The organism is Citrobacter sp. GW821-FHT02E08 (genome assembly GCF_059421685.1).
This window is the reverse complement of the sequence record NZ_JBWKVL010000011.1, coordinates 25,841-52,069: the sequence shown is the minus strand read 5'-3', so window position 1 is coordinate 52,069 and position 26,229 is coordinate 25,841. Positions and strand designations below refer to the sequence as shown.

Annotated in this window: 25 protein-coding genes and 1 tRNA gene; 7 read left to right on the top strand and 19 right to left on the bottom strand. The window is 54.7% G+C overall.

What is annotated here, in order from left to right; all coding sequences use genetic code 11:
• The first annotated feature begins 46 nt into the window (after positions 1–46).
• On the top strand, positions 47–2,047 hold the full coding sequence (gene mnmC / locus AC07UY_RS14830) for a bifunctional tRNA (5-methylaminomethyl-2-thiouridine)(34)-methyltransferase MnmC2/FAD-dependent 5-carboxymethylaminomethyl-2-thiouridine(34) oxidoreductase MnmC1 (RefSeq protein WP_494701463.1): 2,001 nt from the start codon (positions 47–49) through the stop codon (positions 2,045–2,047).
• Positions 2,048–2,161: 114 nt separating this feature from the next.
• Here mnmC and AC07UY_RS14825 read toward each other — a convergent pair whose 3' ends face one another.
• Genes AC07UY_RS14825 through prmB form a run of 6 tightly spaced genes read right to left on the bottom strand, consistent with a single transcriptional unit; the run spans position 2,162 to position 6,715 of the window.
• Entirely contained in the window at positions 2,162–2,440 is a 279-nt protein-coding gene (locus tag AC07UY_RS14825) for a YfcL family protein (protein WP_494660659.1), read from the bottom strand.
• Positions 2,441–2,472: 32 nt separating this feature from the next.
• Positions 2,473–3,021 (bottom strand): elongation factor P hydroxylase, encoded by a 549-nt coding sequence (locus tag AC07UY_RS14820; RefSeq protein WP_494660660.1) that lies wholly within the window; start codon positions 3,019–3,021, stop codon positions 2,473–2,475.
• Positions 3,021–3,830 carry a sulfite exporter TauE/SafE family protein gene (locus AC07UY_RS14815; RefSeq protein WP_203360544.1) on the bottom strand — a complete coding sequence of 270 codons (810 nt, stop codon included), beginning with the start codon at positions 3,828–3,830 and terminating at the stop codon, positions 3,021–3,023. Before AC07UY_RS14815 ends, AC07UY_RS14820 begins: the two co-directional genes overlap by 1 nt.
• A complete protein-coding gene (gene mepA / locus AC07UY_RS14810) occupies positions 3,830–4,654 on the bottom strand; it encodes a penicillin-insensitive murein endopeptidase (protein WP_192612933.1) in 825 nt (274 codons plus the stop codon). The genes AC07UY_RS14815 and mepA overlap by 1 nt, the downstream gene beginning before the upstream one ends.
• A 3-nt stretch (positions 4,655–4,657) precedes the next feature.
• On the bottom strand, positions 4,658–5,743 hold the full coding sequence (gene aroC / locus AC07UY_RS14805; RefSeq protein WP_494660662.1) for a chorismate synthase: 1,086 nt from the start codon (positions 5,741–5,743) through the stop codon (positions 4,658–4,660).
• 39 nt (positions 5,744–5,782) lie between these two features.
• Entirely contained in the window at positions 5,783–6,715 is a 933-nt protein-coding gene (gene prmB / locus AC07UY_RS14800; protein WP_203360542.1) for a 50S ribosomal protein L3 N(5)-glutamine methyltransferase, read from the bottom strand.
• 165 nt (positions 6,716–6,880) lie between these two features.
• Here prmB and smrB point away from each other — a divergent pair, with 165 nt between their 5' ends.
• Positions 6,881–7,432, top strand: coding sequence for an endonuclease SmrB (gene smrB / locus AC07UY_RS14795; protein WP_192612936.1), 552 nt, complete (start codon positions 6,881–6,883; stop codon positions 7,430–7,432).
• A gap of 88 nt (positions 7,433–7,520) precedes the next feature.
• On the opposite strand, the gene sixA is transcribed toward smrB, so the two are convergent.
• The 4 genes from sixA to AC07UY_RS14775 all read right to left on the bottom strand — a co-directional run bounded on the left by sixA (position 7,521) and on the right by AC07UY_RS14775 (position 12,132).
• Entirely contained in the window at positions 7,521–8,006 is a 486-nt protein-coding gene (sixA, locus tag AC07UY_RS14790) for a phosphohistidine phosphatase SixA (protein WP_192612937.1), read from the bottom strand.
• Positions 8,007–8,218: 212 nt separating this feature from the next.
• Entirely contained in the window at positions 8,219–10,360 is a 2,142-nt protein-coding gene (gene fadJ, locus AC07UY_RS14785; RefSeq protein WP_494701462.1) for a fatty acid oxidation complex subunit alpha FadJ, read from the bottom strand.
• Entirely contained in the window at positions 10,360–11,670 is a 1,311-nt protein-coding gene (fadI, locus tag AC07UY_RS14780) for an acetyl-CoA C-acyltransferase FadI (RefSeq protein ID WP_494701461.1), read from the bottom strand. The genes fadJ and fadI overlap by 1 nt, the downstream gene beginning before the upstream one ends.
• 177 nt (positions 11,671–11,847) lie before the next feature.
• Positions 11,848–12,132 carry a YfcZ/YiiS family protein gene (locus tag AC07UY_RS14775; protein ID WP_162383127.1) on the bottom strand — a complete coding sequence of 95 codons (285 nt, stop codon included), beginning with the start codon at positions 12,130–12,132 and terminating at the stop codon, positions 11,848–11,850.
• Positions 12,133–12,503: 371 nt separating this feature from the next.
• Here AC07UY_RS14775 and fadL point away from each other — a divergent pair, with 371 nt between their 5' ends.
• The gene (gene fadL, locus AC07UY_RS14770; protein ID WP_203360538.1) at positions 12,504–13,844 is read left to right on the top strand and encodes a long-chain fatty acid transporter FadL; all 1,341 of its coding nucleotides are present in this window, start codon (positions 12,504–12,506) and stop codon (positions 13,842–13,844) included.
• A 62-nt stretch (positions 13,845–13,906) separates the two neighbouring features.
• On the opposite strand, the gene mlaA is transcribed toward fadL, so the two are convergent.
• Positions 13,907–14,662, bottom strand: a complete 756-nt coding sequence (gene mlaA / locus AC07UY_RS14765) for a phospholipid-binding lipoprotein MlaA (RefSeq protein ID WP_162383129.1) — start codon at positions 14,660–14,662, stop codon at positions 13,907–13,909.
• Positions 14,663–14,950: 288 nt separating this feature from the next.
• Here mlaA and AC07UY_RS14760 point away from each other — a divergent pair, with 288 nt between their 5' ends.
• Together AC07UY_RS14760 and AC07UY_RS14755 are read left to right on the top strand one after the other, a co-directional pair.
• Complete coding sequence (locus tag AC07UY_RS14760; RefSeq protein WP_301697930.1) at positions 14,951–15,892, top strand: formate/nitrite transporter family protein; 942 nt, start codon at positions 14,951–14,953, stop codon at positions 15,890–15,892.
• A gap of 75 nt (positions 15,893–15,967) precedes the next feature.
• A tRNA-Arg gene (locus AC07UY_RS14755) sits at positions 15,968–16,042 on the top strand.
• Positions 16,043–16,122: 80 nt separating this feature from the next.
• On the opposite strand, the gene AC07UY_RS14750 is transcribed toward AC07UY_RS14755, so the two are convergent.
• From AC07UY_RS14750 to AC07UY_RS14725, 6 genes are all read right to left on the bottom strand, one after another.
• Positions 16,123–17,130, bottom strand: a complete 1,008-nt coding sequence (locus tag AC07UY_RS14750) for a hypothetical protein (protein WP_494701460.1) — start codon at positions 17,128–17,130, stop codon at positions 16,123–16,125.
• 185 nt (positions 17,131–17,315) lie between these two features.
• Complete coding sequence (locus AC07UY_RS14745; protein ID WP_494701459.1) at positions 17,316–17,633, bottom strand: Rieske (2Fe-2S) protein; 318 nt, start codon at positions 17,631–17,633, stop codon at positions 17,316–17,318.
• Between the two features lie 28 nt (positions 17,634–17,661).
• Entirely contained in the window at positions 17,662–18,999 is a 1,338-nt protein-coding gene (locus tag AC07UY_RS14740) for an MFS transporter (RefSeq protein ID WP_203360534.1), read from the bottom strand.
• A 110-nt stretch (positions 19,000–19,109) separates the two neighbouring features.
• Positions 19,110–20,162 (bottom strand): beta-keto acid cleavage family enzyme, encoded by a 1,053-nt coding sequence (locus tag AC07UY_RS14735; protein ID WP_494701458.1) that lies wholly within the window; start codon positions 20,160–20,162, stop codon positions 19,110–19,112.
• Between the two features lie 77 nt (positions 20,163–20,239).
• Positions 20,240–21,088 (bottom strand): TauD/TfdA dioxygenase family protein, encoded by an 849-nt coding sequence (locus tag AC07UY_RS14730; RefSeq protein WP_494701457.1) that lies wholly within the window; start codon positions 21,086–21,088, stop codon positions 20,240–20,242.
• 1 nt (position 21,089) lies between these two features.
• Positions 21,090–22,079, bottom strand: coding sequence for a quinone oxidoreductase family protein (locus AC07UY_RS14725; RefSeq protein WP_494701456.1), 990 nt, complete (start codon positions 22,077–22,079; stop codon positions 21,090–21,092).
• A 34-nt stretch (positions 22,080–22,113) separates the two neighbouring features.
• Between AC07UY_RS14725 and AC07UY_RS14720 the strand changes: the two genes are divergently transcribed.
• Positions 22,114–22,380, top strand: a complete 267-nt coding sequence (locus AC07UY_RS14720) for a hypothetical protein (RefSeq protein ID WP_494701455.1) — start codon at positions 22,114–22,116, stop codon at positions 22,378–22,380.
• Between the two features lie 120 nt (positions 22,381–22,500).
• Here AC07UY_RS14720 and AC07UY_RS14715 read toward each other — a convergent pair whose 3' ends face one another.
• Positions 22,501–24,162, bottom strand: a complete 1,662-nt coding sequence (locus tag AC07UY_RS14715) for a fatty acid--CoA ligase (protein ID WP_494660942.1) — start codon at positions 24,160–24,162, stop codon at positions 22,501–22,503.
• A gap of 140 nt (positions 24,163–24,302) precedes the next feature.
• Positions 24,303–24,869 (bottom strand): RBBP9/YdeN family alpha/beta hydrolase, encoded by a 567-nt coding sequence (locus AC07UY_RS14710; RefSeq protein ID WP_494701454.1) that lies wholly within the window; start codon positions 24,867–24,869, stop codon positions 24,303–24,305.
• 287 nt (positions 24,870–25,156) lie between these two features.
• On the opposite strand from AC07UY_RS14710, the gene AC07UY_RS14705 reads away from it, so the two are divergent.
• Positions 25,157–26,215 (top strand): AraC family transcriptional regulator, encoded by a 1,059-nt coding sequence (locus tag AC07UY_RS14705; RefSeq protein WP_494660944.1) that lies wholly within the window; start codon positions 25,157–25,159, stop codon positions 26,213–26,215.
• Positions 26,216–26,229 lie beyond the last annotated feature (14 nt).

Here is a 26,229-nt window from a genome sequence, read left to right as displayed (position 1 = left end):
ACACATCGCTAAGATCGTGACACTGCCTGTGAGACGAGTAACTTACGTGAAACAATACGCAATACAACCTGCCAACCTTGAATTTAATGCTGAGGGTACACCTGTTTCCCGAGATTTTGATGATGTCTATTTCTCTAATGATAATGGACTGGAGGAAACACGTTATGTTTTTCTCGGTGGAAATCATCTTGCGGAACGCTTCCCCACTCATTCACGGCAATTATTTGTGGTGGCAGAAAGCGGCTTTGGTACCGGTCTCAATTTCCTGACGCTCTGGCAGGCATTCGCCGCCTTTCGCGCTTCACACCCGCAGGCCACGTTAGAACGACTTCATTTTATCAGCTTCGAAAAATATCCCCTGAGTCACCAGGATTTGGTTCAGGCGCATCAGCATTGGCCAGAGCTGGCCCTCTGGGCTGAGCAGTTGCAAGCTCAGTGGCCTCTGCCGCTGGCCGGATGCCATCGTCTGTTTCTGGACGAGGGGCGTGTGACGCTGGATTTATGGTTTGGCGATATCAATGAACTGACCGGACAACTGGATGAGACGCTGAACCAGAAAGTAGACGCCTGGTTCCTCGACGGTTTCGCGCCGGCAAAAAATCCGGATATGTGGACGCAGAATCTGTTTAACGCCATGGCGCGACTGGCCCGTCCTGGCGGTACGCTGGCGACCTTTACCTCCGCAGGTTTTGTGCGTCGAGGTTTACAGGATGCCGGTTTTACCATGCAAAAATGCAAAGGGTTTGGGCGCAAGCGCGAAATGCTTTGCGGTGTGATGGAACAAACCCTGGCACAACAGTCCGCAGCTCCCTGGTTTCTCCGCCGTGGAACCGAAAAACGTGAAGCGGCAATTATCGGCGGCGGCATCGCCAGCGCATTATTGTCGCTGGCGCTGCTACGCCGTGGCTGGCAGGTCACACTGTATTGCGCCGATAAGCAACCCGCGCAGGGTGCCTCCGGTAATCGTCAGGGCGCGCTTTATCCGTTACTCAGCAAACACGACGCGGCCATTAACCACTTCTTTCCTGCTGCGTTCACCTTTGCCCGCCGCCTGTATGACGCCCTGCCCGTTGAGTTTGCACACGACTGGTGTGGCGTCACTCAGTTAGGCTGGGATGAAAAGAGTGAGCAGAAAATCGAACAAATGCTGTCGCAGTTACTGCCCAATGAGTTCGCAAAGGCCGTTGATGCAACACAGATCGAGCAAACCATTGGTCTGTCGGTAAACTGCGGAGGGATCACCTGGCCTCAAGGCGGCTGGCTGTGTCCGGCGGAGTTGACCGCAGCTGTACTAGCCCTGGCCGAAAAACAGGGATTACGTACCCGTTATCAGCATTCTTTGACGACCCTTTCAGGGCAGGAAACAGGCTGGCAGTTGACGTTCGCAGACGGAACACAAGCTAAACATCAGGTTGTTGTCCTGGCAAACGGTCATCAGATTAATCGTTTTGAGCAGACTCAGCCGTTGCCGGTTTACTCCGTTGGGGGTCAGGTGAGCCATATTCCCACCACCTCTGCGCTTTCCGCTCTACGACAGGTGTTGTGCTATGACGGCTACCTCACCCCGCAAAACCCGGCCAATCAGCAGCACTGTATCGGTGCCAGCTATCACCGGGGCAGTGAAGAGACACACTATCGCGAGGACGACCAGCAACAGAATCGGCAGCGCCTGATTGACTGTTTTCCGCATGCCGAGTGGGCAAAAGAGGTTGATGTGAGCGGAAAAGAGGCGCGCTGCGGCGTGCGCTGTGCCACCCGCGACCACCTGCCCATGGTGGGTAATGTGCCGGACTATGACGCGACGCTCACCCAATATGCAGACCTGGCTGAACACAAGGCTGACGCGGAAAGTGCGCCGGTCTACACGGATCTGTTTATGTTGGGTGCGCTGGGATCGCGTGGGCTGTGCTCTGCCCCACTGTGTGCGGAGATCCTCGCCGCGCAAATGAGTGAGGAGCCAATCCCGATGGATGCGGGCACGCTGGCAGCATTAAACCCGAATCGTTTATGGGTACGGAAGCTATTGAAGGGGAAAGCGGTACAGTGACGGAGCAATGCCGGATAGCGGTGCAGACAGCTTACCCGGCCTACGGGATGTGGGATCATTGGCCGGATAAGACGTCAGGCGTCAATATCCGGCACAATCCGGCACAATTTGCAGCTATTTTACCGTGACCTTCTGGAACAGAGAGTCCCACATCTCCTTCACTAATGCCTGGTCGCGCGGCGAGAGTTCACCCGCGCCAATCGCCTTTTCCAGACTCAGGGTGACATTGGCGTATACCGCTTCGGCGGAATGGTCATCCCCCCCTTCCAGGTCAGCAACGGCTAGCGTCAGGTGGCCACGCAAATACCCACTGGCAAAAAGCTCATCATCACTTGCATGCTCTACCATGTCGTCGATTAATGCCAGAATGCGTGATTCAAACTCCGCGATCATCTTCTTTCCTCATTGTAAACGTGGCGCTGGCTTCAGTTGAGCGCTTCTGGCCACGGGAACTGTTCCACCTTAAGATCAGGCGTGTGATAATAATTCTGTAGCGCTTTAATGAATTGTGCTGGACGCTCAGGGATACCTTTTTCCAGATATTCCATCACTTGAGCATGTACCCGACGCTGAAACACCACGCGGTCCGGCTCAAAGTCGCCTTCCAGATTGTCGCAGCTGACGTTGAACGGATAACCCGCCGCCACGCAAAATAACCAGTCAAATGCCTGTGGTTTCACTTCCACATCTTCAAACTGGCTCTGAGTCTGCGCATCCCGGCCATCCGGGCAGTACCAGTAGCCAAAATCGACGTGCTCCCGACGCGCTTTACCCGCAATGCACCAGTGCGAAATTTCATGCAGGGCGCTGGCGTAAAAGCCGTGGGCAAAGACGATACGGTGATAGGGGATCTCAGCGTCAGCAGGAAGATAGATCGGTTCGTCATCGCCTTTAATCAGACGGGTATTAAACCCATCGGCAAAACAGCCATTAAAAATATCAATTAACTGTTCGTAGTGATGTGTACTGTTCATTAGCTCATCCCCAACCAGTGGAGGATCTCCTGTCCATGGCTATCATAAAGTAGTTTGGTGCTCATCACCGCCGAAACGATAACGATCATGGGCCGAATTAAGGTTTGCCCTTTGCTCAATACCAGTCGGGAGCCCATACGCGCGCCAAGGAACTGGCCAATCAGCATCACAAAGCCGGTCGCCCAGATCACTTTTCCGCCAATGATAAACAATAACAGACCGCCCACGTTTGAGGTGGCGTTAAGTAATTTGGCGTGAGCCGTTGATTTAGCGAGGTTATATCCGCACAGGGTGACAAAAGCCAGTGCGTAAAACGATCCTGCCGCGGGTCCAAAAAAACCATCGTAGAAACCGACGCATCCTCCGGCGATCAGCGCAAAAGGCAGACCGTAAAGACGACGCTGTCTGTCTTCCTCTCCCAGTTTCGGCATCAACAAAAAGTAAAGACCGATACAGATAACCAAAACGGGCAAGATCTGACGCAGCACATCAGATTGCACATGCTGAACCAACAGCGCGCCGCTCATTGAGCCAATGAAGGTCATCGCAATGTTGAGTTTTTGCTCCGCCAGATTGATAACCTTGCGGCGAATAAAATAGATGGTGGCCGAGATGGAGCCGCCACAGGCCTGCAGTTTGTTAGTTGCCAGTGCGTTCGCAGGCGACATTCCCGCCGCCATCAGCGCGGGAATAGTCAGCAGCCCTCCGCCTCCGGCGATTGAATCAATAAAGCCTGCCAGCACCGCGATAAAAAAAAGAACCACCAACAACAGCGGAGACACCATAAACAGGTCTAAAAAGTTGTCCATTAGAGTACATGCTCATCCAGTAGCGCCTGGCAGGAAGGCGGCAACGGTGGCGGTGTCTTCTTCTCAGGCTTGGTTGTTCCAGGTTTCGGCGGCTCGAACCAGCTCTGTAGCTCCGCGCCACATCCATCACCCGGTGGCGGCAATGGTTGATCTTCACACTCAAGGCTGTCGGCTGGGCAGCGTAGTCTGACATGCATATGCGCACGATGCTGGAACCACGGGCGAACCTTACGCAACCAGTCGCGATCGGTCCCGGCATCCAGGCAAAGTTGTTGTTTAATTGCAGGATTGACAAAAATACGCGTGACGTCGTTATCTTCCGCCGCCAGTTTAATCAGATGGGAAATTTCGGGTTTCCACAACGACGGCACGACGTGTTTACCATCCGCCGCCACCAGGTCCAGCGCCTGAGGTCGCAGCAGTTGAGCCTGCGTCCAGCGCGTTTTCGGCAACTGGAGGAAGATATCGACGTCCAGGCCGGTCTGATGGCTGGCATGTCCGCCGTTGAAACGACCGCCAGCAGGCATTCCCATATCGCCAATCAGCACCGTCCCCAACCCCAGTTGGTTCACCTGCGTACTCAGACGCTGGATAAACATCACCAGATCAGGATGGCCGAAATAGCGGCGCTGATCGGTGCGCATCACCTGGTAGGATTCAGACTGTACGGGAAGCGTGTCGGCGCCCACGATACAACCATTCGAAAACCCGCCAATAGATTGCGCGCTTCCCGAGACGGGATGGGTTATTTTTTGCCAGGGCGTCGCCGCCAGGCTGGCACTGCTGACCAACAGGGCCAGCAGTGCAAGTACCGTTTTTTTCATCTGTTACCAGCGTGGTATATCAGTCTTTACATCCGCATTTTGCGCCCGCTGACGCAGCAGGTGATCCATCAAAACGATCGCCAGCATCGCTTCAGCAATCGGGACAGCGCGGATCCCAACACAAGGATCGTGACGCCCTTTGGTTATCATTTCAACTTCATCGCCAAAACGGTTGATCGTGCGCCCTGGCACGGTAATGCTGGAGGTCGGTTTCAGCGCCATGTGTGCCACAATTTGTTGCCCACTGCTGATCCCGCCCAGAATGCCACCGGCATGGTTACTCTGGAAACCCGCTTTGGTGATTTCGTCGCGGTTCTGGCTGCCACGCAGCGAGACCACGTCGAAACCGTCGCCGATTTCCACCCCTTTTACCGCATTGATGCTCATCAGCGCGTGGGCGATGTCGGCGTCCAGACGGTCAAACACTGGCTCACCAAGACCCGGCGGTACGCCGTTCGCCACCACCGTCACTTTTGCGCCAATGGAATCGCCCTCTTTTTTCAGCGCGCGCATCAGTTCATCTAACGCGTCGATTTTGTCCGGATCGGGACAAAAGAACGGGTTAAGCTCTACCTGCGACCAGTCTTTGATCGCCAGCGGAATATCGCCCATCTGGGTCAAACAGCCCTGAATAACGATACCGAATTTCTCGGCCAGATACTTTTTGGCAATCGCTCCTGCCGCAACGCGCATTGCCGTTTCACGGGCAGATGAGCGTCCGCCGCCACGGTAATCACGCAAACCGTATTTCTGCTCATAGGTATAGTCGGCATGGCCTGGACGAAAAACGTCTTTAATGGCGCTATAGTCCTGCGAACGTTGATCGGTGTTTTCAATCAGTAAACCGATGCTGGTGCCAGTGGTGACGCCTTCAAACACACCCGACAGAATTTTCACCTGATCCGGCTCACGACGCTGAGTCGTGTAACGTGAGGTGCCCGGACGACGTCTGTCGAGATCGTGCTGCAAATCAGCCTCTGTCAGCGGGATGCCAGGCGGAACGCCATCGACGATACACCCGAGCGCCAGCCCGTGCGATTCGCCGAAAGTGGTTACGCGAAAGAGTTGTCCAAGTGTATTTCCTGCCATCACGGCTCCGTTATCGTTGTTGTGTGTTTGCGCGTTTGATTAATCTTTGTAGATGCTGAAATGTTCACGAGCCGCAATCAGCTGCGCTTTCGTCAACATGAAGACACCGTCGCCGCCATTGTCGAATTCCAGCCAGGTAAACGGCACATCCGGGTATTGTTCTATCAGATGTACCATGCTGTTTCCGACTTCACAAATCAGAATACCGTCATCAGACAAGTAATCCGGCGCATTGCCCAGGATACGGCGAGTTAGCTTTAATCCATCGGATCCCGATGCCAGACCCAGTTCAGGTTCGTGGCGATATTCACTCGGCAGATCGGACATATCTTCCGCATCGACATACGGCGGATTCGTGACGATCAGGTCGTACTGAACCTTCGGCAGGTCACGGAACACATCAGAACGGATAGGCGTCACGTGATTGAGCAAGCCATGTTCTTCAATGTTGTGTTCGGTCACCGCTAACGCATCGGTGGAAATATCGACGGCATCGACTTCCGCTTCCGGGAAGGCATAGGCGCAGGCAATCGCAATGCAGCCGCTGCCGGTACACATATCCAGAATATGCTTCGGCTGACTATGGATAAGCCCGTCAAAATGATTGTTAATCAGTTCGCCAATCGGCGAGCGCGGTACCAGCACGCGTTCATCCACATAGAATTCGTGACCGCAGAACCAGGCTTTGTTCGTCAGGTAGGCCACCGGAATGCGCTCATTAACGCGACGGATCACACGTTCAACAATGCGGTGACGTTCACTCGGCGTCAGACGCGCGCTACGCATATCTTCAGGAATATCCAGCGGTAAATACAGCGTCGGCAATACCAGTTGAACAGCTTCATCCCAGGGATTATCCGTACCGTGGCCGTACCATACATTTGCCGCGCTAAAACGGCTAACCGCCCAGCGCAACATGTCCTGAATGGTATGCAGTTCACTCACTGCTTCATCGACGAAAATTTTATCCACGTATTCCTCCAGGGCATGCTCGCATTAAATTCGGCGGCTAGTTTGCCACGAAGACGGGGATAAATCAGCATTCACGCAGAGCATGAACACGAAAATTGCGTTTTGGCGGATCGGATATCCCCGGAGTCGGGTAAACTAGCGCAAAACAGAAGATGAGACGCGCGAATGAAAAAGAAAAATCCGCTCAGCGAGGAGGACCAGGCGTTGTTCCGGCAGTTGATGACCGGCACCCGTCAGATTAAGCAGGACACGATTGTTCACCGCCCGCAGCGTAAAAAAATCACCGAGGTTCCGGTTAAGCGACTCCTTTCGGAGCAGGCAGACGCCAGTCACTATTTCTCTGACGAATTTCAGCCTCTGTTGAATACGGATGGTCCGGTAAAATACCTTCGTCCCGACGTCAGCCATTTTGAACTGAAGAAGATGCGCCGTGGCGATTACTCCCCGGAGCTATTTCTCGACTTGCATGGTTTGACCCAGCAACAAGCCAAACAAGAGTTAGGCGCATTGATTGCCGCCTGCCGCCGGGAACATGTGTTTTGCGCCTGCGTGATGCACGGACATGGCAAGCACATCCTTAAACAGCAGACACCGCTATGGCTGGCACAACATCCGCATGTGATGGCTTTTCATCAGGCACCGAAGGAGTATGGCGGCGACGCGGCGCTGCTGGTGTTGATAGAAGTAGAAGAGTGGCTACCACCCGAACTTCCCTGAACCACCAAAACAGAAAGAGCCGCAGCAGCGGCTCTTTTAATCGTTGTGTTTTCCAGAGGGCGGTTTCGCCTTATCCGGCATTTTACCGTTAAATGGCTTTCGCCATTTTCAGATTACATGGACTCATCTGCCAGTTGAAACAGCCTGTACCACTCTCATCAAGCGTGACGCTCGCGATTGCAGACGTGGTAAACATCGGCGGCGTTTCACCCGGACAAAGTTCAGACACGAGATATCCCACCAAAGGTAAGTGAGAGATCACCAGCGCAGTAGCGACACCTTCATTAGCCAGAGCCTGTAGATAGGCGCTGACCAGACCAACATCGCCACAGGGGGTCAACTCCGGCAAAATATCGACGCCCTTCGGCAGGTTCAGACACTCCCCAACGACATCCAGCGTTTGTTCGGCTCGCAGGAACGGGCTCACCAGAACACGTTCGATATCCACTTTTTGACCCTTCAGCCAGTTCGCCATTAGGCGGGACTCGTCACAACCACAAGAGGTTAAGGGACGAACCGAATCACTGGCGGCATCGAGGGCCGCGTCGCCGTGACGCATGATAAAAACTTGCATATTGCACCGCTTTTGTTAACCAGAATCACCCACATTCGTACTCAATACCTTAATGGTAGTGGTAAAAATGCGGTGGCCGGCATTGTGCCTTATCCGCTCACCGAATGAAACGCTGTTTTTACCGTAATGGCGTAAGTATAGTCAATCTCTGTTTACAAATTGAGCATGATACATTCATTCGGTGCGGATTCATCCTACCTTTGACCTTATACTTACAGGTCCGTTCCCCCTCTCTTCCAGAAGCGGTCACCACGCTGCGCCATCTGCAATAGCGGCTCACACGGCGTAAAGCGGTCGCCATATTGCGCGCTTAGCCGTTGCAGTGTTGCAACCACTTCTCCCGCCCCCAGGGAGTCCATATAACTGAACGGGCCGCCAAGAAATGGCGGAAAACCAATACCGAAAACAGCGCCGATGTCACCATCGCGGGCGCTCCGGATAACCTGCTCATCGAAACAACGTGCCGCTTCATTGAGCATTAACATCACGCAACGTTCAGCAATCTGCTGCGCGGAAAACCTGTTCTGCCCTTGCACGCCAATAAGCGTATAAATTGCAGGGTCGACGCGTTTTTTGCTTTTACGCCCTTTTGCACCATAAAGATAGAAACCCCGACCATTTTTTCTACCTTTGCGATCATCATTCAAAATTGAAGCAACAACATTTGCAGGCGCGCTAAAACGTTCTCCGTAAGCCGCCTCCAGTACAGGTATAATTTTAGTGCCTGTATCGATTCCAACCTCATCCAAAAGTTGGATTGGCCCCACCGGAAAACCAAACTTTACGAGCGCGGCGTCGATATGTTCGACGCGCTCCCCTTCTGTCAGCAACCGGATTGCCTCGTTGATATAGGGAGCAAGAATGCGGTTAACGTAGAACCCCGCTTTATCACTCACAACAATAGGCGTTTTACCCTGTTTTTTCGCCAGCTTAACAGTTGTCGCAATTGTCTTCTCAGACGTGGTTGCATGCGGGATTATCTCAACCAGCGGCATTTTTTCTACCGGACTGAAGAAGTGCATGCCGATGACCTGTTCCGGTCTGAGGGCCTTTGCGGCAATATCCCCAATCGGTAAAGATGAGGTGTTAGAAGCAAAAATCGTGTGAGACGCACAATTCTGCTCAACTTCCTCCACCATCCGTTGTTTTAACGAAAGATCTTCAAACACGGCCTCAATAACCAGATCCCGGTGAGAGAAACCGCGATAATCGGTAGAGCCCGAAATTAACGCCAGCTGTTTGTCACGTTCGCTTGCCTTGATATGGCGGCGGCGCACTTTCGTTTCAAGTTGATCCCAGGTGTACTTCAGCGCGTGATTGATTCCTTTCGTATTAATGTCTTTGATGCGAACTGGCACGCCGCCTTTACAGGCCGTAACATAGGCAATACCGCCGCCCATTAATCCACCGCCAAGGATCCCTACGCTGTCGAGCGAGCCGGGTTGCGCGTCGCTGCCTGGGTCTTTTTTCACCTCTGTGCTGGCAAAGAAGATATTACGTAAGGCTTTTGACTCCGACGTCATCGCCAGCTCGCCGAACGCACGAGCTTCCGCGTCATACCCGCTGCTGCTCCCCTGCGCCAGCCCGGTTTCTAACACGTCAAGAATACGGTCGGTGGCAGGATAGTTACCCTGCGTTTTCTGCGCCGTCTGTTTCCTGACCATACGAAATAACAGTGCACGCCCCAGCGGGCCTGCAAGAATGCGTTCACGAATCGGTAATTCACGATGCGCAGACCGATCCTGTTTGGCTAACTCAACAGCGGCTTCCAGCAAAATGGAATGGGGAACAACCTCATCCACCAGCCCCGCCTTCAGCGCCTGTTTGGCACGCAGTTGCTTGCCGGTGAGGATCATATCCAGCGCGGTACTTACCCCGACCAGGCGCGGCAGTCGCTGCGTGCCGCCCGAGCCAGGCAACAGCCCAAGCTGTACTTCCGGCAGGCCCAGAACTGTTTTTGCATCATCGGTACAAATGCGCTGATGACAGGCCAGCGCCATCTCAAGCCCCCCGCCCAGACACGCACCATGAATGGCGGCAATGACCGGGATTGGCAACGCGTTAATTTCGGACATTATCTGCTGGCCCTGACGTGCGAGGGTTTCAGCCTCCTGAGCGCTGCGGCAATGACCAATCATATTAATATCGGCGCCAGCAATAAAATTATCTGGCTTTGCGGAAATGAACACCACACCCCGCAATGCTTTGTTTTCACGGATTTGTTTCAGAATGGCGCGAACCTGAGCCGCAAATTCTGCTTTTAAGGTGTTCATCTTTTCGCCGGGAACGTCCATAGAAACGACGGCGACATTATCCAGACGCACGTTAAGCGTAAAAGCCGATGTCATTTCCATTATTCCGCCTCCAGAACCATTGCCGCACCCAGACCACCCGCCGCGCAGGCAGTAACTAAACCGAAGCCCCCGCCCCGACGCCGTAATTCGTGTAATGTCTGGGTGATCATGCGTGCACCTGTGGCGGCAAACGGGTGACCATAGGCAATCGACCCGCCCAGCACGTTGAATTTGCTGTCATCCACTTCACCGGTTGCATGTGCCCGTCCCAAAACGTCACGGGCAAAACGTTCGCTGCCAAGCAGTTGAATATTGGCCAGCGTCTGGGCGGCAAACGCTTCATGCATGTCAATAAGCGTTAAATCGGCCATCGTTAATCCAGCACGCTCCAGAGCCAGCGGTGTAGACCATGCGGGACCCAATAACATGTCCTGCCACACATCAATGGCGGTAAAGGCGTAGCTGCGCAGATACCCCAACGGGACCAGTCCCAGTTCCCGGGCGCGAGATTCCGTCATTAAAATAACGGCAGCCGCACCGTCCGTCAGCGGCGTGCTGTTAGCCGCCGTCACAGTACCGTGTTTTTTGTCGAACGCGGGACGCAGTTTGGCGTAATCAGCCAGCGTAGAGTTACCGCGAATATTATTGTCTTCTGAGAAAGGGTCGTTAAAGGGCGGCGCCCAGGTGGTCATGACTTCATCCGCTAACTTACCGTCGGCCCACGCCTGAGCGGCACGCTGGTGAGAACGGTGCGCCAGCGCATCCTGCTGTTCACGGGTAATACCATAGGTTTTCGCCATTTGTTCGGCAGTATCCCCCATCCGCAACCCCGTCGAATACTCCGCCACGGCAGGAGGAACCGGCATCAGGTCGCGTAAACGCAGGCGGGAAAAGAGTTTGAGTCGCTGACCGGTCGTTCTGGCTTTATTGACGTCCACCAGCACGCGCGCCAGCTTTTTGCTCACACCAATGGGCAACACGGAGGAAGAATCGGCCCCACCGGCAATACCCGCACGGATAGTGCCCGTTATCAGGCTCTCGGCCACATTCGCCACCGCCTGAAAACTGGTCGCACAGGCCCGGCTCACGCTGTAGGCGTCCGTATGAACGTTCATCCCGGTACCCAGCACGATTTCGCGCGCAATGTTTGGCGCTTCAGGCATTTGTACAACCTGGCCAAAAACCAGTTGTTCAATCACGTCGGGGGGGATTTCACTGCGCGCCAGCAATTCACCTACCACCATTTTCCCCAAATCAACGGCGGGAATGCCATGAAATGCAGTAGCCTGCCGGGCAAACGGTGTACGTAAACCGCTGACAATGGCAATACGATCGCCCTGACGGGTGACCAGTGGTAAAGCCTGACTCATAACACTCCCCTGTAAAAAATATTTTAAGTGGTCTGACCTGATCACAGTCTTAACCAATTTTTTACATTTAGCCAAGGGGAGACATTAGAAAGTGCGAGCTATGGCACAGTGAATAGTTACATAGCGTTACGAAAACACCCCTGCCAGTATTTGACAAGGGTGTTTGAAAGGAGGGGATTAACGCAAGCCCAGCTGGAAGATCAGCGTTTCAGCTTCGCAGGCGAAGACAAAATCGATATCCAGACGCACACCTTCAGACTCTTCAGTAAAAGTGGAGGTGATTTGGCAAGGTTCGGATTCCACGCTACGCGCTTTCTCCGTCAACGCAGCCAGCGTTTCTTCAGCTTGCGCGCGGTTCGCGAACACACGGCTGTACGACGCGGTGCAGTCGGAGTTGTCCATAATGGTCCCAACGTCCATACAGCAGCAAACCGGGGTTTCATCAGCACTGCATTTACTCATTGTAGATTTCCTCTGTATTCGCACCATAGGTGCCAGATAAACGCTGGGGATATTTTACGCTCCCGCCATTCACCTCTCCAGTCGTTAATGATGTGAAATGGGATAAGTGAGCGAAATCACACTTAAAAATGATCTAAAACAAAAATCACCTAAACGGGTGAGTGCGCATACCCCCAATTTTGCCAGCTGGATCGCGTTTCTAAGATCACAATTGAAAAATTTTATAAACATACTTGCAACATTCTATCTGGTCAGACCTATACTCTCGCCACTGGTCTGATTTCTCTGTCGTACCTCAGACCCTACACTTCGCGCTCCTGTTACGGCATGTAACATTGTTTGAATAAAAATAAATCAATGAGGTTATGGTCATGAGCCAGAAAACCCTGTTTACAAAGTCTGCTCTCGCAGTCACAGTGGCAATCATCTCCACACAGGCCTGGTCTGCAGGCTTTCAGTTAAACGAATTTTCTTCCTCTGGCCTTGGCCGGGCCTATTCGGGCGAAGGTGCTATCGCAGACGACGCGGGTAACGTCAGTCGTAACCCTGCGTTAATCACCATGTTCGATCGTCCGACGTTCTCAGCCGGTGCAGTGTATATCGATCCTGATGTTAATATTAGCGGACGTTCGCCGTCAGGTCGCAGCCTGGACGCAGATAACATCGCGCCAACTGCCTGGGTTCCGAACGTACATTTCGTTGCGCCAATTAACGATCAGTTTGGTATCGGGGCATCTATTACCTCTAACTACGGTCTGGCCACCGAGTTTAACGATACTTACACCGCAGGTTCAGTTGGCGGTACGACCGACCTCGAAACCATGAATATGAATTTAAGCGGTGCGTATCGCTTAAATGAAAGCTGGAGCTTTGGTCTCGGTCTGAATGCCGTCTATGCCCGCGCTAAAATTGATCGCTATGCCGGTGACTTAGGTCAACTGGTTGCGGGTCAGATTATGCAGTCTCCTCTCGGGCAGACCCCGCAAGGCCAGCAATTGGCAGCGACAGCAAACGGTATCCCAAGCGACACCAATATTGCTCACCTGAACGGTAATCAGTGGGGCTTTGGCTGGAACGCCGGTATCCTTTATGAAGTCGACAAAAACAACCGCTACGCATTAACGTACCGTTCTGAAGTGAAAATCGACTTCAAAGGTAACTACAGTAGCGATCTGAACAGTGGACTCAACAGTTTTGGCCTCCCAATCCCGACCGCCACTGGCGGTTCAACCCAGTCAGGCTATTTAACGCTAAACCTGCCTGAAATGTGGGAAATCTCCGGTTATAACCGCGTTGCGCCGCAATGGGCGATTCACTATAGCCTGGCGTACACCAGCTGGAGTCAGTTCCAGGAGCTGAAAGCGACATCGACCAGTGGCGACACGCTGTTCCAGAAAGATGAAGGCTTTAAAGATGCTTACCGTATCGCGTTAGGTACCACCTATTATTACGATGATAACTGGACGTTCCGCACCGGTATCGCGTTTGATGATAGCCCAGTCCCGGCCGATAAGCGTTCCATCTCTATTCCGGATCAGGACCGTTTCTGGCTGAGCGCAGGTACGACTTACGCCTTCAATAAAGATGCCTCTATTGATGTCGGCGTCTCTTACATGCACGGTCAAAGCGTTACGATCAACGAAGGCCCATACCAGTTCGAATCTGAAGGTAAAGCCTGGCTGTTCGGCACCAACTTTAACTACGCGTTCTAAGTTTATCCCGGACATAAAAAAAGGTGAGCTTCAGGCTCACCTTTTTTATTGGCCTCAGGCCATCACTCAGAATCAATATCTTTGAGGTCGTCCTGAATCGCCTGCGCGTTCGGGTTTTCCTGAGGTTTAAGCTTCCCGCCATTGGCGATGAAATCATGGCGCTGGAAGTACGCTTCACGCACCATAATATAGGGGTCGGAAGACTGGCGCAGCAGGCCATCAGAATCGAGAAGCTGTGCGCGGGTCTCAATCCCTTCCAGCGTCCATTTACCGATAGACATCGGCCAGGTCAGCCAGGAAAGAACAGGATAAAGATCATCCACCATGTCGCCGCCGTCGTCACGAAGCGTAAAGCTGCCATAGAACGGAAGCTGCATATACGGCCCGTAACCCACGTCATAGTGCCCTAACGTACTGCCGAAACGGTGAGGTTCAGCACGCTGCAGTTTCGGATTCGCCATTCCCGCAACATCAATAAAGCCGCCCATCCCCAACAGGGTGTTCAGGAAGAATCGGGTGAAATGCACCATCCCCTGGTAAGGATCGCCCTGCAGGAAGTAGTTCACCATTACCGCGGGTTCTTCAAGGTTGCCGGTGAAGTTGCTCAGGCCATTTCGTGCAGGCTGAGGAACATAGTCACGCCAGGCGACAGCGACCGGTCGAACGACATACGGATCCAACACATTGAAGTTGAAGTTGTACATGGTGCGGTTGAACCCTTCAAACGGGTCGGAACGCCCCTGCTGTTCTGTACCGGAACTCGCACACCCCACCAGCAGTGTGGTTCCCAGCGCAAGCGCCGACAGGCGAAGCTTCATAAATGTCTCCCTGTTGATTATGGCTATCGCTGATTGCCATCCATGACGGTACGAAAACGTATCCGCCTGTTTAGGTGTGAGCGATTGTAACAGCACGTCAAACGATGTCTATATACCCAATCTCGTTCATCTGATCATAGCCTGGTAACGCAACGCTCGTAATGCCTCTATTTTAACTGACGGCGAAAAACCAAACGTTACCATTTTTGCGATTTCAAAGTATGTATCTCTTCCGTGAATAAAAAGTCGCTACGCTTTAGCTATACGTGCTCATAACAGGGTGACCCGATGGACAAGCTCAGCAGCGATAAAATCGATCGGAACAGCGATGGACTTGAAGTAGAAAGCGAAGAGAAACAGCGCGGCAAGAAAATTGAGCTCGACGAAGATCGCCTCCCCTCGCGGGCAATGGCCATACATGAGCACATCCGTCAGGATGGCGAGAAAGAACTGGAGCGCGACGCTATGGCGCTGCTGTGGTCGGCGATTGCTGCCGGTCTCTCCATGGGGGCCTCTTTACTGGCAAAAGGGATTTTTCATGTTCAGCTGGATGATGTTCCCGGCCGCTTTTTACTCGAGAACCTTGGTTATACCTTTGGCTTTATCATTGTCATCATGGCACGCCAACAACTGTTCACAGAGAATACCGTAACGGCTGTCCTTCCCATCATGCACAAGCCAACGCCAGGCAATATCGGCTTGCTGATGCGACTCTGGGGAATTGTGCTGCTGGGCAATATTCTCGGCACCGGCATCGCGGCCTGGGCCTTTGAATATATGCCAATATTTGATGAAGAAACGCGGGACGCTTTTGTCAGCATCGGTATGGCGGTGATGAAAAACAGTCCGTCAGAAATGTTTGCCAACGCGATCATTTCGGGATGGCTGATTGCCACCATGGTGTGGATGTTTCCGGCTGCCGGGGCTGCAAAAATCGTGGTGATCATCCTGATGACCTGGCTCATCGCGCTGGGTGATACCACGCACATTGTCGTCGGGTCGGTTGAAATTCTCTATCTGGTGTTTAACGGCACGCTACACTGGAGCGACTTTTTTTGGCCCTTCGCCCTCCCAACACTCGCCGGAAACATCTGCGGTGGCACTTTTATTTTTGCGCTGATGAGTCACGCGCAAATTCGCAACGATATGAGCACCAAACGTAAAGAAGAGGCCAGACAACGCGCCGAGGATAATGAGCGACAGCAGAAAAACCAGAAAAAACAGTCCTGAATGGCGACGGTTTGAGCAGTCAGGCGGCCTTATACTTACCGCGCTGCATAAAAAACGCTATACTCGTGCCGCTTCGTCTCCTTAGTTAAATGGATATAACGAGCCCCTCCTAAGGGCTAGTTGCAGGTTCGATTCCTGCAGGGGACACCATCCCGCCGTACACCAACGTCTGTTACCGTCTGATCTCCTTTCTGATTTAGCGCTGCACTGATTTTGGGTAAAAGTCACGACTACCTTTGTAAAAGAGCCTCCAAAGCCATCTTCGTCATCTGTTGTTCAAAATGTTCTGCGTGCAGATATCTTTTTTCTTTATATTTTTTATCTGTATCCAGATAGGGTTGATGCAGCGAACATTCCGGTGGAGTGCAAGCGATAATGGTATTAATGAGATCAATTGGCATTGGGTATTCAAAAAACAATTTCCCATGGCGGTAATTATGTTGAATTTGCCATTCCGCCAGATCGTTAAAGAAACAATCTGACTCTGGTTTTGTAATAGCGCTGGCCTTTTCATTGCCCCAAACAACAAAAGCAAGGTTGTATAACCCATGCGCATATGGCCAGAACATTTTATTAAGCTTAGTGACCCCGTACTCCTTCACCCGCGGTACATTTTGGCAATATAAATCGAGTTGATTCCCTGCTTCTTCAACATCGCCATCGAGGAGTGCGATAAGATAACGAATGGTCACGAGATCGATGGTAGCCTGCTTAGACGCAAGTACCGCGTCCGCTTTTTTCCTTGCATCAACCTCAAAGTCAGTACGTTTATACCATAACGCCATGACTAAATTAGTTATCGCTATTGCTACAGGATGGCCATTGTCGCTCATACCAAGCCTTTCAGGCAAAAGAAGTGGCACGCGGGTAAACAGACCTGCTGCAAGAATATCCAGGGTTATCCATATATTAATGCAGTGATCGCATCCTGAATCCACCCCCAGCGTCACATGCTTAATCATGGCGGACTGAAGCAACGCTGAATGGAGTACCGCCATATTGTTTGACAATATCGCTGTTTTGTACCCCAGTAAATCCGGTGTACGTTTCATTCTGAGCATAAAAAGCCATGAACTCACCTGCTCCTGAAGTGAATAATCGTTGTGGAGCTGCTCATGAATATCCAGGCATTTAGTTAAATAGTCCTTCGAAGTCATCCATATCAAGGCATTTTTTTCAGCCTCTTTTTCGTATTCTCGTTGATATGCACGTTGAAATTTTTCTGAAATATACCCCATTAAACCACCTGCAAAGCGTTATCTCACGACGAATGAGAACGGTTGTAAACAGAAACCAGAATAAACGATTGTGTCGTATTAAGGGTAAAAAAGCAGAGTAAATGTGTCTTGATCGTCGTTTGATATTCCGCTGTTCCTGTTCCACCTCGGCTACGTGATGGTTCAGAGCGGTGGTCAATACACGCTTACAAAGCGTCAATGATGATAAATAGCTGTTCGTCTACCTGCTCGACAGGGTAGCAACTGACCTTGAGTTGGGTTGAGTTGAGCAGATAGCCGGTGCGCAGATTGAAACGCAGACCGTGAGCACAGCACTGGATCACCTCCCCTTCCAGCCGACCACCGCACAGGGACGCCCCCTGATGGGGACAGCCGTCATCGATGGCGTGGAACTGCCCGGCAACGTTGAACAGCGCCAGGCTTTTGCCCTCCGCCTCGATCAAGACACGCTGGCCAGGGGTTGGTACGCGCCCGACCGGAACGGCGATGCGTTTTTCTTTCATAAATAGATCTCTACTTTCACGATTATGTTCATGTCCGGGCCTCCGTGCTTTGGGTACCGACGTCAGACTCGCAAGCAACAGACGGCTGCGGATCACTTTCCAGCCTGGCGATGTCTTTATGATAGTGGCGCTTAGCATAGAAGAAGATGGCGGCCACCACGATACTGATCAGAGGCACCAGCCGGAAAGCATTATCCAGACCGATGAGGTCGGAGACCCTTCCTGTGACGAAGGGGCCAGGGGCCAGCCCGAGTAGGTTGTTGGCCAGGGTCAGGGTGGCAAAAGCCGTGCCATGCACGCTGGCGCTGGTCAGGTTAGCAACCATGGCACCCGCCGGGCCCGAGGTGCCGGTGGCGATGAACATACCGAGGCAGATCAGGACCAGTTGGAGGATGCCGATCGGCAGGGCGAATGCCAGTGATAGCAGAGCGCAACTGCTGAGGCTGTAGAAGATGGCCAGGCTTATCTTGCGATCCGGCCGATCCCGGCACAGTTTGTCGCTCAGAATACCGCATAGGATCATGCCAGCACCGCTGAACAGCACGATGATAGCGGCGATACTCCCCGCCTTTTCCGTGCCCATATCGTAATAACGATTGAGATAGCTCGGCATCCATACGATGACGGTCCCCCCGACAAACAGCTGCAAGCCGCTGCCAACATAGGCCGAAATCACGGAGCGACTAGAATAGAGGGTTCGCAACGACTTGCTGTAAACCTCGGGGGCAGGACGCGCTACGCCACGTGCTGGTGAGATGCGTGTTTCCTTGACGATGATAGGATAGATCGCCGCCAGCAACAGGCCAAACAACGCCATGCCAGCGAAGGCCGGGCGCCAGCCCATCAGATGGGCCAGAAAGCCCCCGGAGGCCATACCCAGTACAGAGCCAAACATGCCTCCGGAGATGAAGGCGGCTGACAGGGTGGCCCGCATACTCCGTGGGAAGACGGAGACCACCACGGCGATACCGACGCTGCCATAGGCGGCCTCCCCCACGCCGACCAGTAAACGGGCGATGAACATCTCTTCGTAATTCTGGGCCACGGCACAGCCCAGGGTCGCCAGACTCCACAGCATGGCCATCAGCGTCAGGCTCTTCACCCGGCCGAAGCGATCCGCCAGCAGGGAGAGCGGGAAAGTCAGCAACCCGACCATCAGCGCCACGATGCCGCTGAGCAGGCCAAGTTGCGTATCTGTGAGTGCCCATTCTCCTTTGAGCATTGGGAAGACAGCGTTGAGCACCTGACGCGACATATAGTCGGAGATCAGCAGTCCAAAGGTCAGCGCAAAGACGACCCAGGCATAACGACGCGGAACGGTAACCTTGCTCGCGTCGTCATCGTTGTTGATATGATACGTAGCCATACAGTCCCTCATTCATCTGCCCGCACCGCATAGCGCTCAGGACAGCAACCTTTTTGCCAACCGAAGTTGTCAGACTGCCCCATCCGCGGTGGAGGGGCGGCACATCCCGTTTAGCCGCGTTGCGGCACGCCTTTCTCACCCGCCTTGCGATTCGGCGACATGCCGTTGGCCTGCAGGGTCTGTTCGATACTGTCGTACTGGACGCCGATACGATAGATGGCGCGAGCTTCCTTGCCGTTCGCCACCTCGCGACCCAGCTCGTGCGCCACCCGCACGCACTGTTGGATCTGCTCGACCGAACTCATACGCTGACCGTGCTGGCCAATGATGGTGTCCTCGATGCCGCAGCGCGGGTGCAGACCCATGGCCATCGCCATCATGTTGAACGGCAGCACGTTCTTGAGCAGGGATTCAGCGGTCAGGGTGCAACCATCAGGCGCGCGCTGGACGAAGTTCATGAAGTTGTTCGGATTGGGGCCATCGAAACCGCCACCGATGCCAATCCAGGTCAGATTGAGCGGACCCATGTAGATACCCTTGCGCACGAGGCGCTCCAGGGTCTCGAAGGCATGCATGCCGGTCAACTGGAAGTGCGGCTGGATGCCATGGGCCTGTAGGCGTCTGAGGTGCTCTGCCACCCAGGCAGGCCCCGCCGGGACCGTCATCTCGCTGTAAGCGGCCTGCAAGGCCGGGTTGGCCAGGGAAGTGCCTTCCAGGTATTCCGGATAGAGCAGCTCCATAATGTTCATCTGGGTGGTGTTAATGGCGACCGTGACCTGATCGGGCTTCGGCGTCAGTTCGGCCAGCATGTGGCGGGTGTCGTCTGATAACCACTTGGCCGCCTCGCCATCACTTTCCGGGGCGAAGGAAATAGAGCCGCCGACCTGAATTATCATGTCCGGCACGGCTTTGCGCACCCCGGCGATCAGCTCGTTGAACTTGGACAGACGCTTGGAGCCTGTACCGTCCAATTCACGCACATGCAGGTGCAGCACGGTCGCACCGGCTTCGTAGCAATCCACTGCTTTTTGGATCTGCTCCCCCATAGTGACCGGGATGTCTTCCGGGAAGTCTTGCGGCGCCCACTCAGGGCCGTAAGGGGCCACGGTGATCACGACCTTTTCCATATTTTCCGGGTGCAGGGAATCGTCAAAAAATTGCATCTATTCTCTCCTGGCATATTAGGGTTTTGATGAGTCGTTGATTCACCCGGGCGACGTCGCCCAGGTGGAGGTGCAATCTAGAAAGGTTTGTCGCCCATGATCCCGGCCCGCTCCATCTTGCGGTGGCTGGGTGGGTAGTCCATGGCGGCGTAGTGCTGGGTGCTGCGGTTGTCCCAGATGGCGATGCTGCCGGACTGCCAGCGCCAGCGAACCTGGTATTCGGGAAGGTAGGCCTGGCTTATCAGATAGCGCAGCAGATCGCTGCCGCCCATGGTGTAGTCCTGCCCGTAGCGAACATGCTGCGGGGTGTGGTAGTTGCTGAAGTGCGTGGTGAAGGCGTTGACGAACAGGATCTTCTCATCCGTCTCCGGATGGGTACGCACCACCGGGTGCTCCGCGTCCGGGAACTGCGCCTTGAGCGCCAGCCGTTTCTCGATGGGGGTGGCCGCCCCGAAGCTGGCCTCCAGACTGTGGTAGGCACGCAAGTCTGCTATCTTCTGTTTCACGTCTTCCGGCAGGTACTGCCAGGCCACCACCATGTTGGCCCAGAGCGTATCCCCACCCACTGGCGGACTCTCGACGCAGCGCAACACACACCCCATCGGGGGTTTCTCGCGCCAGGTCGCATCGGTGTGCCAGGCATTTTCATAGCGCTCGTTCGCCACTTCTGGCGTCTTGTAGATACGAACCAGACCTGGATGGTCCGGGTCACTGCCTGCCACCGGATGATCCTCCAGTTCGCCAAACATTCGCGCGAAGGCGACGTGCTCGGCACGGCTGATATCCTGCTGGCGCAGGAACAGGACTCGGTGTCTGAGCAGTTGCGCACGGATCTCCTTAAACAGGCCAGCATCATGAATGGCGTCGGCCAGACGAACACCGATCAGCTCAGCGCCGATATGGTAGGTCAGTTGTTCTACACGCATGTCACGCCCCCTGGATGACGAAGATCGATGAGCCTGTGGTCTTGCGCGATTCGAGATCGCTGTGGGCCTTCACCGCATCCTGCAGCGCATATTTTTGATTGATATCAATCCGGATCCGCCCGCTTCCGACGTGGTCGAATAGCTCGGCGGCCAGCGCCGCCTTCTCGACCGGATCGGCAATATAGTCGGCCAGCGCCGGGCGGGTCAGACAGAGCGACCCTTTCATCGCCAGCAACACAGGATCGAACGGCGGGATGGGACCGGACGCGGTGCCGACGCAGACCATAAGACCGCGACGCTTGAGCGAGTCCAGCGAGCCCATGAAGGTACTCTTGCCAACGCTGTCGAATACCACGTTGACGCCGACGCCCTCGGTCAGGGTACGCACGCGCTGGGCCACATCTTCATGGCTATAGTTGATGGTGTAATCGCAGCCATGGTCACGGGCGATCTCGGCCTTGGCCTCACTAGAGACAGTGCCGATCACGGTAAGGCCGAGCAGTTTGGCCCACTGGGCGACGATGAGGCCGACGCCACCTGCGGCAGCGTGCAGCAAGATGGTGTCGCCGGGCTTGAAGTCATAGATACGGCGCATCAGATAGGCCGAGGTCAGCCCGCGCATGGTCATCGCGGCGGCCGTCTCGAAGGTGATGTGATCGGGCAACTTGATGACCGGGGCGGCTGGGATCAGTCGCTCAGTCGCATAAGCGCCGAGGGTATTGAGGAAACCGGTGTAGGTGACACGATCGCCCACCGCCACGTTAGTCACCCCGGCGCCGATAGCCTCCACCACCCCGGCCGCCTCGACGCCCATGCCACTCGGCATTGGGATCGGGTAGGTACCATTGCGGAAATAGGTGTCGGCATAGTTCAGACCGACGGCGACCTGGCGCAGACGCACCTCGCCCGGGCCAGGCTCTCCGACCGTGACGTCTTCGTAGCGCAGAACCTGCGGTCCCCCAGTCTCATAAAAGCGTACGGCTTTGGCCATCTCTGTTCTCCAACTCGTCTTTGATGTGAGCAAAATGCCTCGAACTGAATTGAATCTAGGAGATGACGTAAACCTACGCTTTTCATCCGGCGACAGCCGCTTTTCATCTCGTGACTATCGCCCTGAATTCATTGTCTTAGCGGGAGGGAAACCACCAAAACTGACTTCGTGTTACCGCCTTGCGACAGTTTTCCTTGCCCCAGGGACGGCCGCCGAAATGGCTTTTTTAAAAGGCAATCGTTTGAATTTGATAAAAAAAGACAAGGCGGGCCATAAGTTCGTTGGCGGCGAACGGTATTGACTGGTCACTGGAGTGCGCCGCCGACAGGATCTTCACCGAGGGCGGCATAGAATGGATGCATAGGTTGCGTAGGGGCAATATCAGTATCCGCGCGGGGAGGGTGAGTCCCCGGCTGAACACTCAAATGCTTTCCTTCCCGTCGCTGATTTCGATTTCCCGGATCAGCCGCTTGTTGATCTTACCGACACTGGTTTTGGGAATATCCGCGACTATCCGGATCTGCCGGGGGATAGCCCATTTATTGATGCGCCCGCTGTCGACAAACCCTTGCAGATGCGCCGCTATGGCCTGCGGCTCCAGGAACTCCCCTTCCTTGCAAACCACCAGCGCCAGGGGACGTTCTCCCCACTGCTCATCCGGGATCCCGACAACGGCCACCGATCTGACCGCCGCGTGGGAGCTGATAAGGCTCTCCAGCGTCAGCGAGCTTATCCACTCCCCGCCCGTCTTGATCACATCCTTGATGCGATCCTTGATCTCCACTATCCCATGGGGATCGATCGAGGCCATATCGCCGGTATGTAGCCAACCGCCGCTCCATAGCTCAGCCCCTTTTTCGGGTTCCTTCAGATACCCCTGAGTCAACCAGGGTGCTCGTACCACTATCTCGCCCAGCGCCTCGCCATCCTGCACCACCTCCCGACCTTCGCCATCGACGATGCGCAGATCCACCAGCGGGACGGGCAGACCTGTGCGGATCCGCAGGGGCAGTTGCTCCTCCATGGGCAGGATCAGCTCTGCATCGCTCAGGTGGGTCAGACAGAGGAGTGGGCAGGTCTCCGACATGCCATAGCCTGCGTGGATGCGTATGCCCTTGCGGTGTGCCTGCGTCGCCAGCCCGAGAGACAGCGCACTGCCGCCCAGCAGCATCTTCCATCCCGACAGGTCGGTCTGCGCGCTTTCGCCGCACTCGAGGATCATCTGCAAGATGGTCGGCACACAGTGCGAGAAGGTCACCCCCTCGTCGCGATAGAGACGTACCAGCTTGTTGGGTTCGTAACGACCGGGGTAGACCTGTTTTACCCCCAGCATCGTCGCCACATAGGGGGCGCCCCAGGCGTGCACGTGGAACATGGGGGTGATCGGCATGTAGACATCGTTCGAACGCAGCAGCGACTGCCCTTCGTTAGCCGCCAGAGTACCCAGTTCGTTGAGAGTGTGCAGCACCAGTTGGCGATGGCTGAAGTAGACGCCCTTGGGGTCGCCCGTGGTGCCCGTGGTGTAGAACAGGGTGGCCATTGAGTTTTCATCGAAGTCGGGGAAGTCGAAGTGATCCCCTGCCGCAGCCAGCAGGGTCTCATATTCCCCCAGCACCGGCAGACCGGTCTCCTTCCCTCCGTCGTCACTGAGCTGGATGTAGCCCCGAACCGTGGTCAGCGAATCTTCCAGCGACTCGAGAAGCGGCAAGAAGTCGTCGTGCACCAGCACCAGGTGATCCTCGGCATGATTCATGGTGTAGGCAAGTTGATCCGCCGAGAAGCGGACGTTGACCGTGTGCAGCACGGCACCCATCATGGGCACGGCGAAGAAGCACTCAAGGGCGCGATGGCTGTCCCAGTCCAGCAGAGCGACGGTGTCACCGGGCTTAACACCGGCCGCGGTCAGCATGTTTGCCAGACGGTGGATACGTTGTCTGAGGGTGCGATAGTCGTAACGCAGCTTATCGGCGTAGACGATTTCTCGCTCGGGGTGATAACGCCCGCCCGACAGCAGCAGGCTCTTGATCAGCAACGGATAAGCATGGGCTCCCTGCGCTGACGGTATGATTCTTGTCTTCACCATGCAGGTGACTCCCTGGCGCATTATCTGCTCGGTAAGATTGCAATGGCAGAGGAAGGTTAACCTCTGCCCTCTGGACAGGAAGCTGGCGGCTCACTGCCCAACCCGCTTCCCTGAATATCAATAGTCGCTGAACATGAGCCTCAGGTGTCTAGGCGACGCACCAGATCCAGCCCCTGTGGCCAGGGACCGAAGCCGCTCGCCGGATTGAGGTGGCCCACGGATCCCAGCTCGACAACCTCGCTGCCCCAGTCGGTCGCCATGGCACGCACCGCGTCGGCGCTGGCCAGGGGATCGTTGTTGCTGAGGGCCACCAGACTGGGAAACGGCAACCGCGTGCGCGGCAACGGAGACCAGCCACCGGCCTGCAAGGTCTCCTTGCTCGGGTATTGGGCCGGCCAGTTGGCGTCAAGATCAGGGGGAGTGACCAGCAGGGCGCCTTTGATTTGGTGCTGATGCTGCTGCGCCCAGTGCACCGTCATCAGTACACCGGCACTGTGCGCCACCAGGATCACCGGGCCGTCGATCTGCGCCAGTTCCTGTGCAATGGCCTCGACACGAGCCCGGCAATTGAGCTTATCCTCGGTCAGAGGAGACACTGAACGCACCCTGGCCAGACTGGCCGCCAGATGCGTCTGCCAATGTTCCGCCACATGCTCGCGCAATCCGGGGACGATCAGCACTGTCGCCCTGGTATGTAATTTATCCATATGACTTTCCTTACTCTCCATACGGGTCCGGCTAAGGGCCAGCGCCTCGGGAGCAACACTAAAGCCCCAACTTTCACGTTGCTTTACTTTTGACGTCATCGATTTTTCATTTTACGACACTGGCAAACAAGACTACGGCCCGCGCCTGCCTACCCCACTTCCCCAAATAAGTGAAGCATCTATGTTGCAAAATACAACCATAAAACTTTCAATTTTGTTACATGACTGCTAAGTAAATGTTAACCAATTATTCACGACACAGATTAATAACTTAAGGAAGCTGCACTATGACTGTCTTAGCCAGAGCCGCCATCCTCACCAATTATCTGGACGTCACCCGTCAACTCGGTCTCAATACCCAGCACTTATTAGCGCAGGTGGGGCTTAGTACTTCCATCCTGGGGATGCCCAATCAACGCATCCCCGTCTCTACCGCCATCAAGCTGATCGAGCAATCAGCCCTCGTCAGCGGATGCGATACCCTGGGCTTACGGATGGCGGAAAATCGTCATCTGTCGGACTTTGGCGAGATAAGTCTGCTGCTCAGCCACCTGCCCACCCTGCGTGATGCGCTGCAGGGGATAGTGCAGTATCGCCAGCTGTGCAATGACTCGCTGGCAATCTACATCGAGGAGGCGGGTAAGATGGTCATCATTCGTGAGGAGGTGATCACCGACATCCCCACTGCGTCACGCCATGCCAGCGAGCTGGCGGTCGGTGTTATGTACCGTTTCTGCGCCGCTCAGGTCGGTGTTGGCGCAAACTGGCGTCCCATCAGCGTCAACTTCACTCACCCTGCGCCGACGGATCTCTCCGTCCACAAACGCATATTCGGTTGCAAGGTGGAGTTTGGCAGCGAATTCAATGGCATTGTCTGTCAGGCTGCCGATCTGGACATCGCCAACCCGCTGGCCAACAAGGCCATGGCTCTCCACGCGCGCAACTACCTCGACTCCCTGCTGGTGGAAAACCACCAGTCCCTGATGTTCGACGTGCGCAAGTCGATCTACCTGCGTCTGCCGATGGGGCGCGCCACCATAGAGCAGATCTCCCGCACCCTGGGGATGAATGTGCGTACCCTGCAACGCCATCTGGAAGAGAGCGGTGCCACCTTCAGCGAGCTTATCAATGATGTGCGGCGCGACCTGGTGATCCGTTACCTGCAAAATCCAGGCTATTCTCTTGGCCACATCGCCGACATGCTCGGCTACTCCATGCCCAGTTCCTTCACGCGCTGGTTCAGTGCCCAGTTCGGTATGCCTCCCGCGACCTGGCGCTCTCGCCACAGCAAAGTCCCCAGGGCCGTCCAGACAGCTACGGAATGTTTATATTCGTCACCTGAATAACAGCGACGGGTAAT

Excerpts from the sequence above, each read along its gene's own strand:
- AC07UY_RS14825 (WP_494660659.1), bottom strand. The coding sequence starts at position 2,440 with ATGATCGCGGAGTTTGAATCACGCATTCTGGCATTAATCGACGACATG.
- AC07UY_RS14820 (WP_494660660.1), bottom strand. The coding sequence starts at position 3,021 with ATGAACAGTACACATCACTACGAACAGTTAATTGATATTTTTAATGGC.
- AC07UY_RS14815 (WP_203360544.1), bottom strand. The coding sequence starts at position 3,830 with ATGGACAACTTTTTAGACCTGTTTATGGTGTCTCCGCTGTTGTTGGTG.
- mepA (WP_192612933.1), bottom strand. The coding sequence starts at position 4,654 with ATGAAAAAAACGGTACTTGCACTGCTGGCCCTGTTGGTCAGCAGTGCC.
- aroC (WP_494660662.1), bottom strand. The coding sequence starts at position 5,743 with ATGGCAGGAAATACACTTGGACAACTCTTTCGCGTAACCACTTTCGGC.
- smrB (WP_192612936.1), top strand. The coding sequence starts at position 6,881 with ATGAAAAAGAAAAATCCGCTCAGCGAGGAGGACCAGGCGTTGTTCCGG.
- sixA (WP_192612937.1), bottom strand. The coding sequence starts at position 8,006 with ATGCAAGTTTTTATCATGCGTCACGGCGACGCGGCCCTCGATGCCGCC.
- fadJ (WP_494701462.1), bottom strand. The coding sequence starts at position 10,360 with ATGGAAATGACATCGGCTTTTACGCTTAACGTGCGTCTGGATAATGTC.
- fadI (WP_494701461.1), bottom strand. The coding sequence starts at position 11,670 with ATGAGTCAGGCTTTACCACTGGTCACCCGTCAGGGCGATCGTATTGCC.
- AC07UY_RS14775 (WP_162383127.1), bottom strand. The coding sequence starts at position 12,132 with ATGAGTAAATGCAGTGCTGATGAAACCCCGGTTTGCTGCTGTATGGAC.
- fadL (WP_203360538.1), top strand. The coding sequence starts at position 12,504 with ATGAGCCAGAAAACCCTGTTTACAAAGTCTGCTCTCGCAGTCACAGTG.
- mlaA (WP_162383129.1), bottom strand. The coding sequence starts at position 14,662 with ATGAAGCTTCGCCTGTCGGCGCTTGCGCTGGGAACCACACTGCTGGTG.
- AC07UY_RS14760 (WP_301697930.1), top strand. The coding sequence starts at position 14,951 with ATGGACAAGCTCAGCAGCGATAAAATCGATCGGAACAGCGATGGACTT.
- AC07UY_RS14750 (WP_494701460.1), bottom strand. The coding sequence starts at position 17,130 with ATGGGGTATATTTCAGAAAAATTTCAACGTGCATATCAACGAGAATAC.
- AC07UY_RS14745 (WP_494701459.1), bottom strand. The coding sequence starts at position 17,633 with ATGAAAGAAAAACGCATCGCCGTTCCGGTCGGGCGCGTACCAACCCCT.
- AC07UY_RS14740 (WP_203360534.1), bottom strand. The coding sequence starts at position 18,999 with ATGGCTACGTATCATATCAACAACGATGACGACGCGAGCAAGGTTACC.
- AC07UY_RS14735 (WP_494701458.1), bottom strand. The coding sequence starts at position 20,162 with ATGCAATTTTTTGACGATTCCCTGCACCCGGAAAATATGGAAAAGGTC.
- AC07UY_RS14730 (WP_494701457.1), bottom strand. The coding sequence starts at position 21,088 with ATGCGTGTAGAACAACTGACCTACCATATCGGCGCTGAGCTGATCGGT.
- AC07UY_RS14725 (WP_494701456.1), bottom strand. The coding sequence starts at position 22,079 with ATGGCCAAAGCCGTACGCTTTTATGAGACTGGGGGACCGCAGGTTCTG.
- AC07UY_RS14720 (WP_494701455.1), top strand. The coding sequence starts at position 22,114 with ATGCCTCGAACTGAATTGAATCTAGGAGATGACGTAAACCTACGCTTT.
- AC07UY_RS14715 (WP_494660942.1), bottom strand. The coding sequence starts at position 24,162 with ATGGTGAAGACAAGAATCATACCGTCAGCGCAGGGAGCCCATGCTTAT.
- AC07UY_RS14710 (WP_494701454.1), bottom strand. The coding sequence starts at position 24,869 with ATGGATAAATTACATACCAGGGCGACAGTGCTGATCGTCCCCGGATTG.
- AC07UY_RS14705 (WP_494660944.1), top strand. The coding sequence starts at position 25,157 with ATGACTGTCTTAGCCAGAGCCGCCATCCTCACCAATTATCTGGACGTC.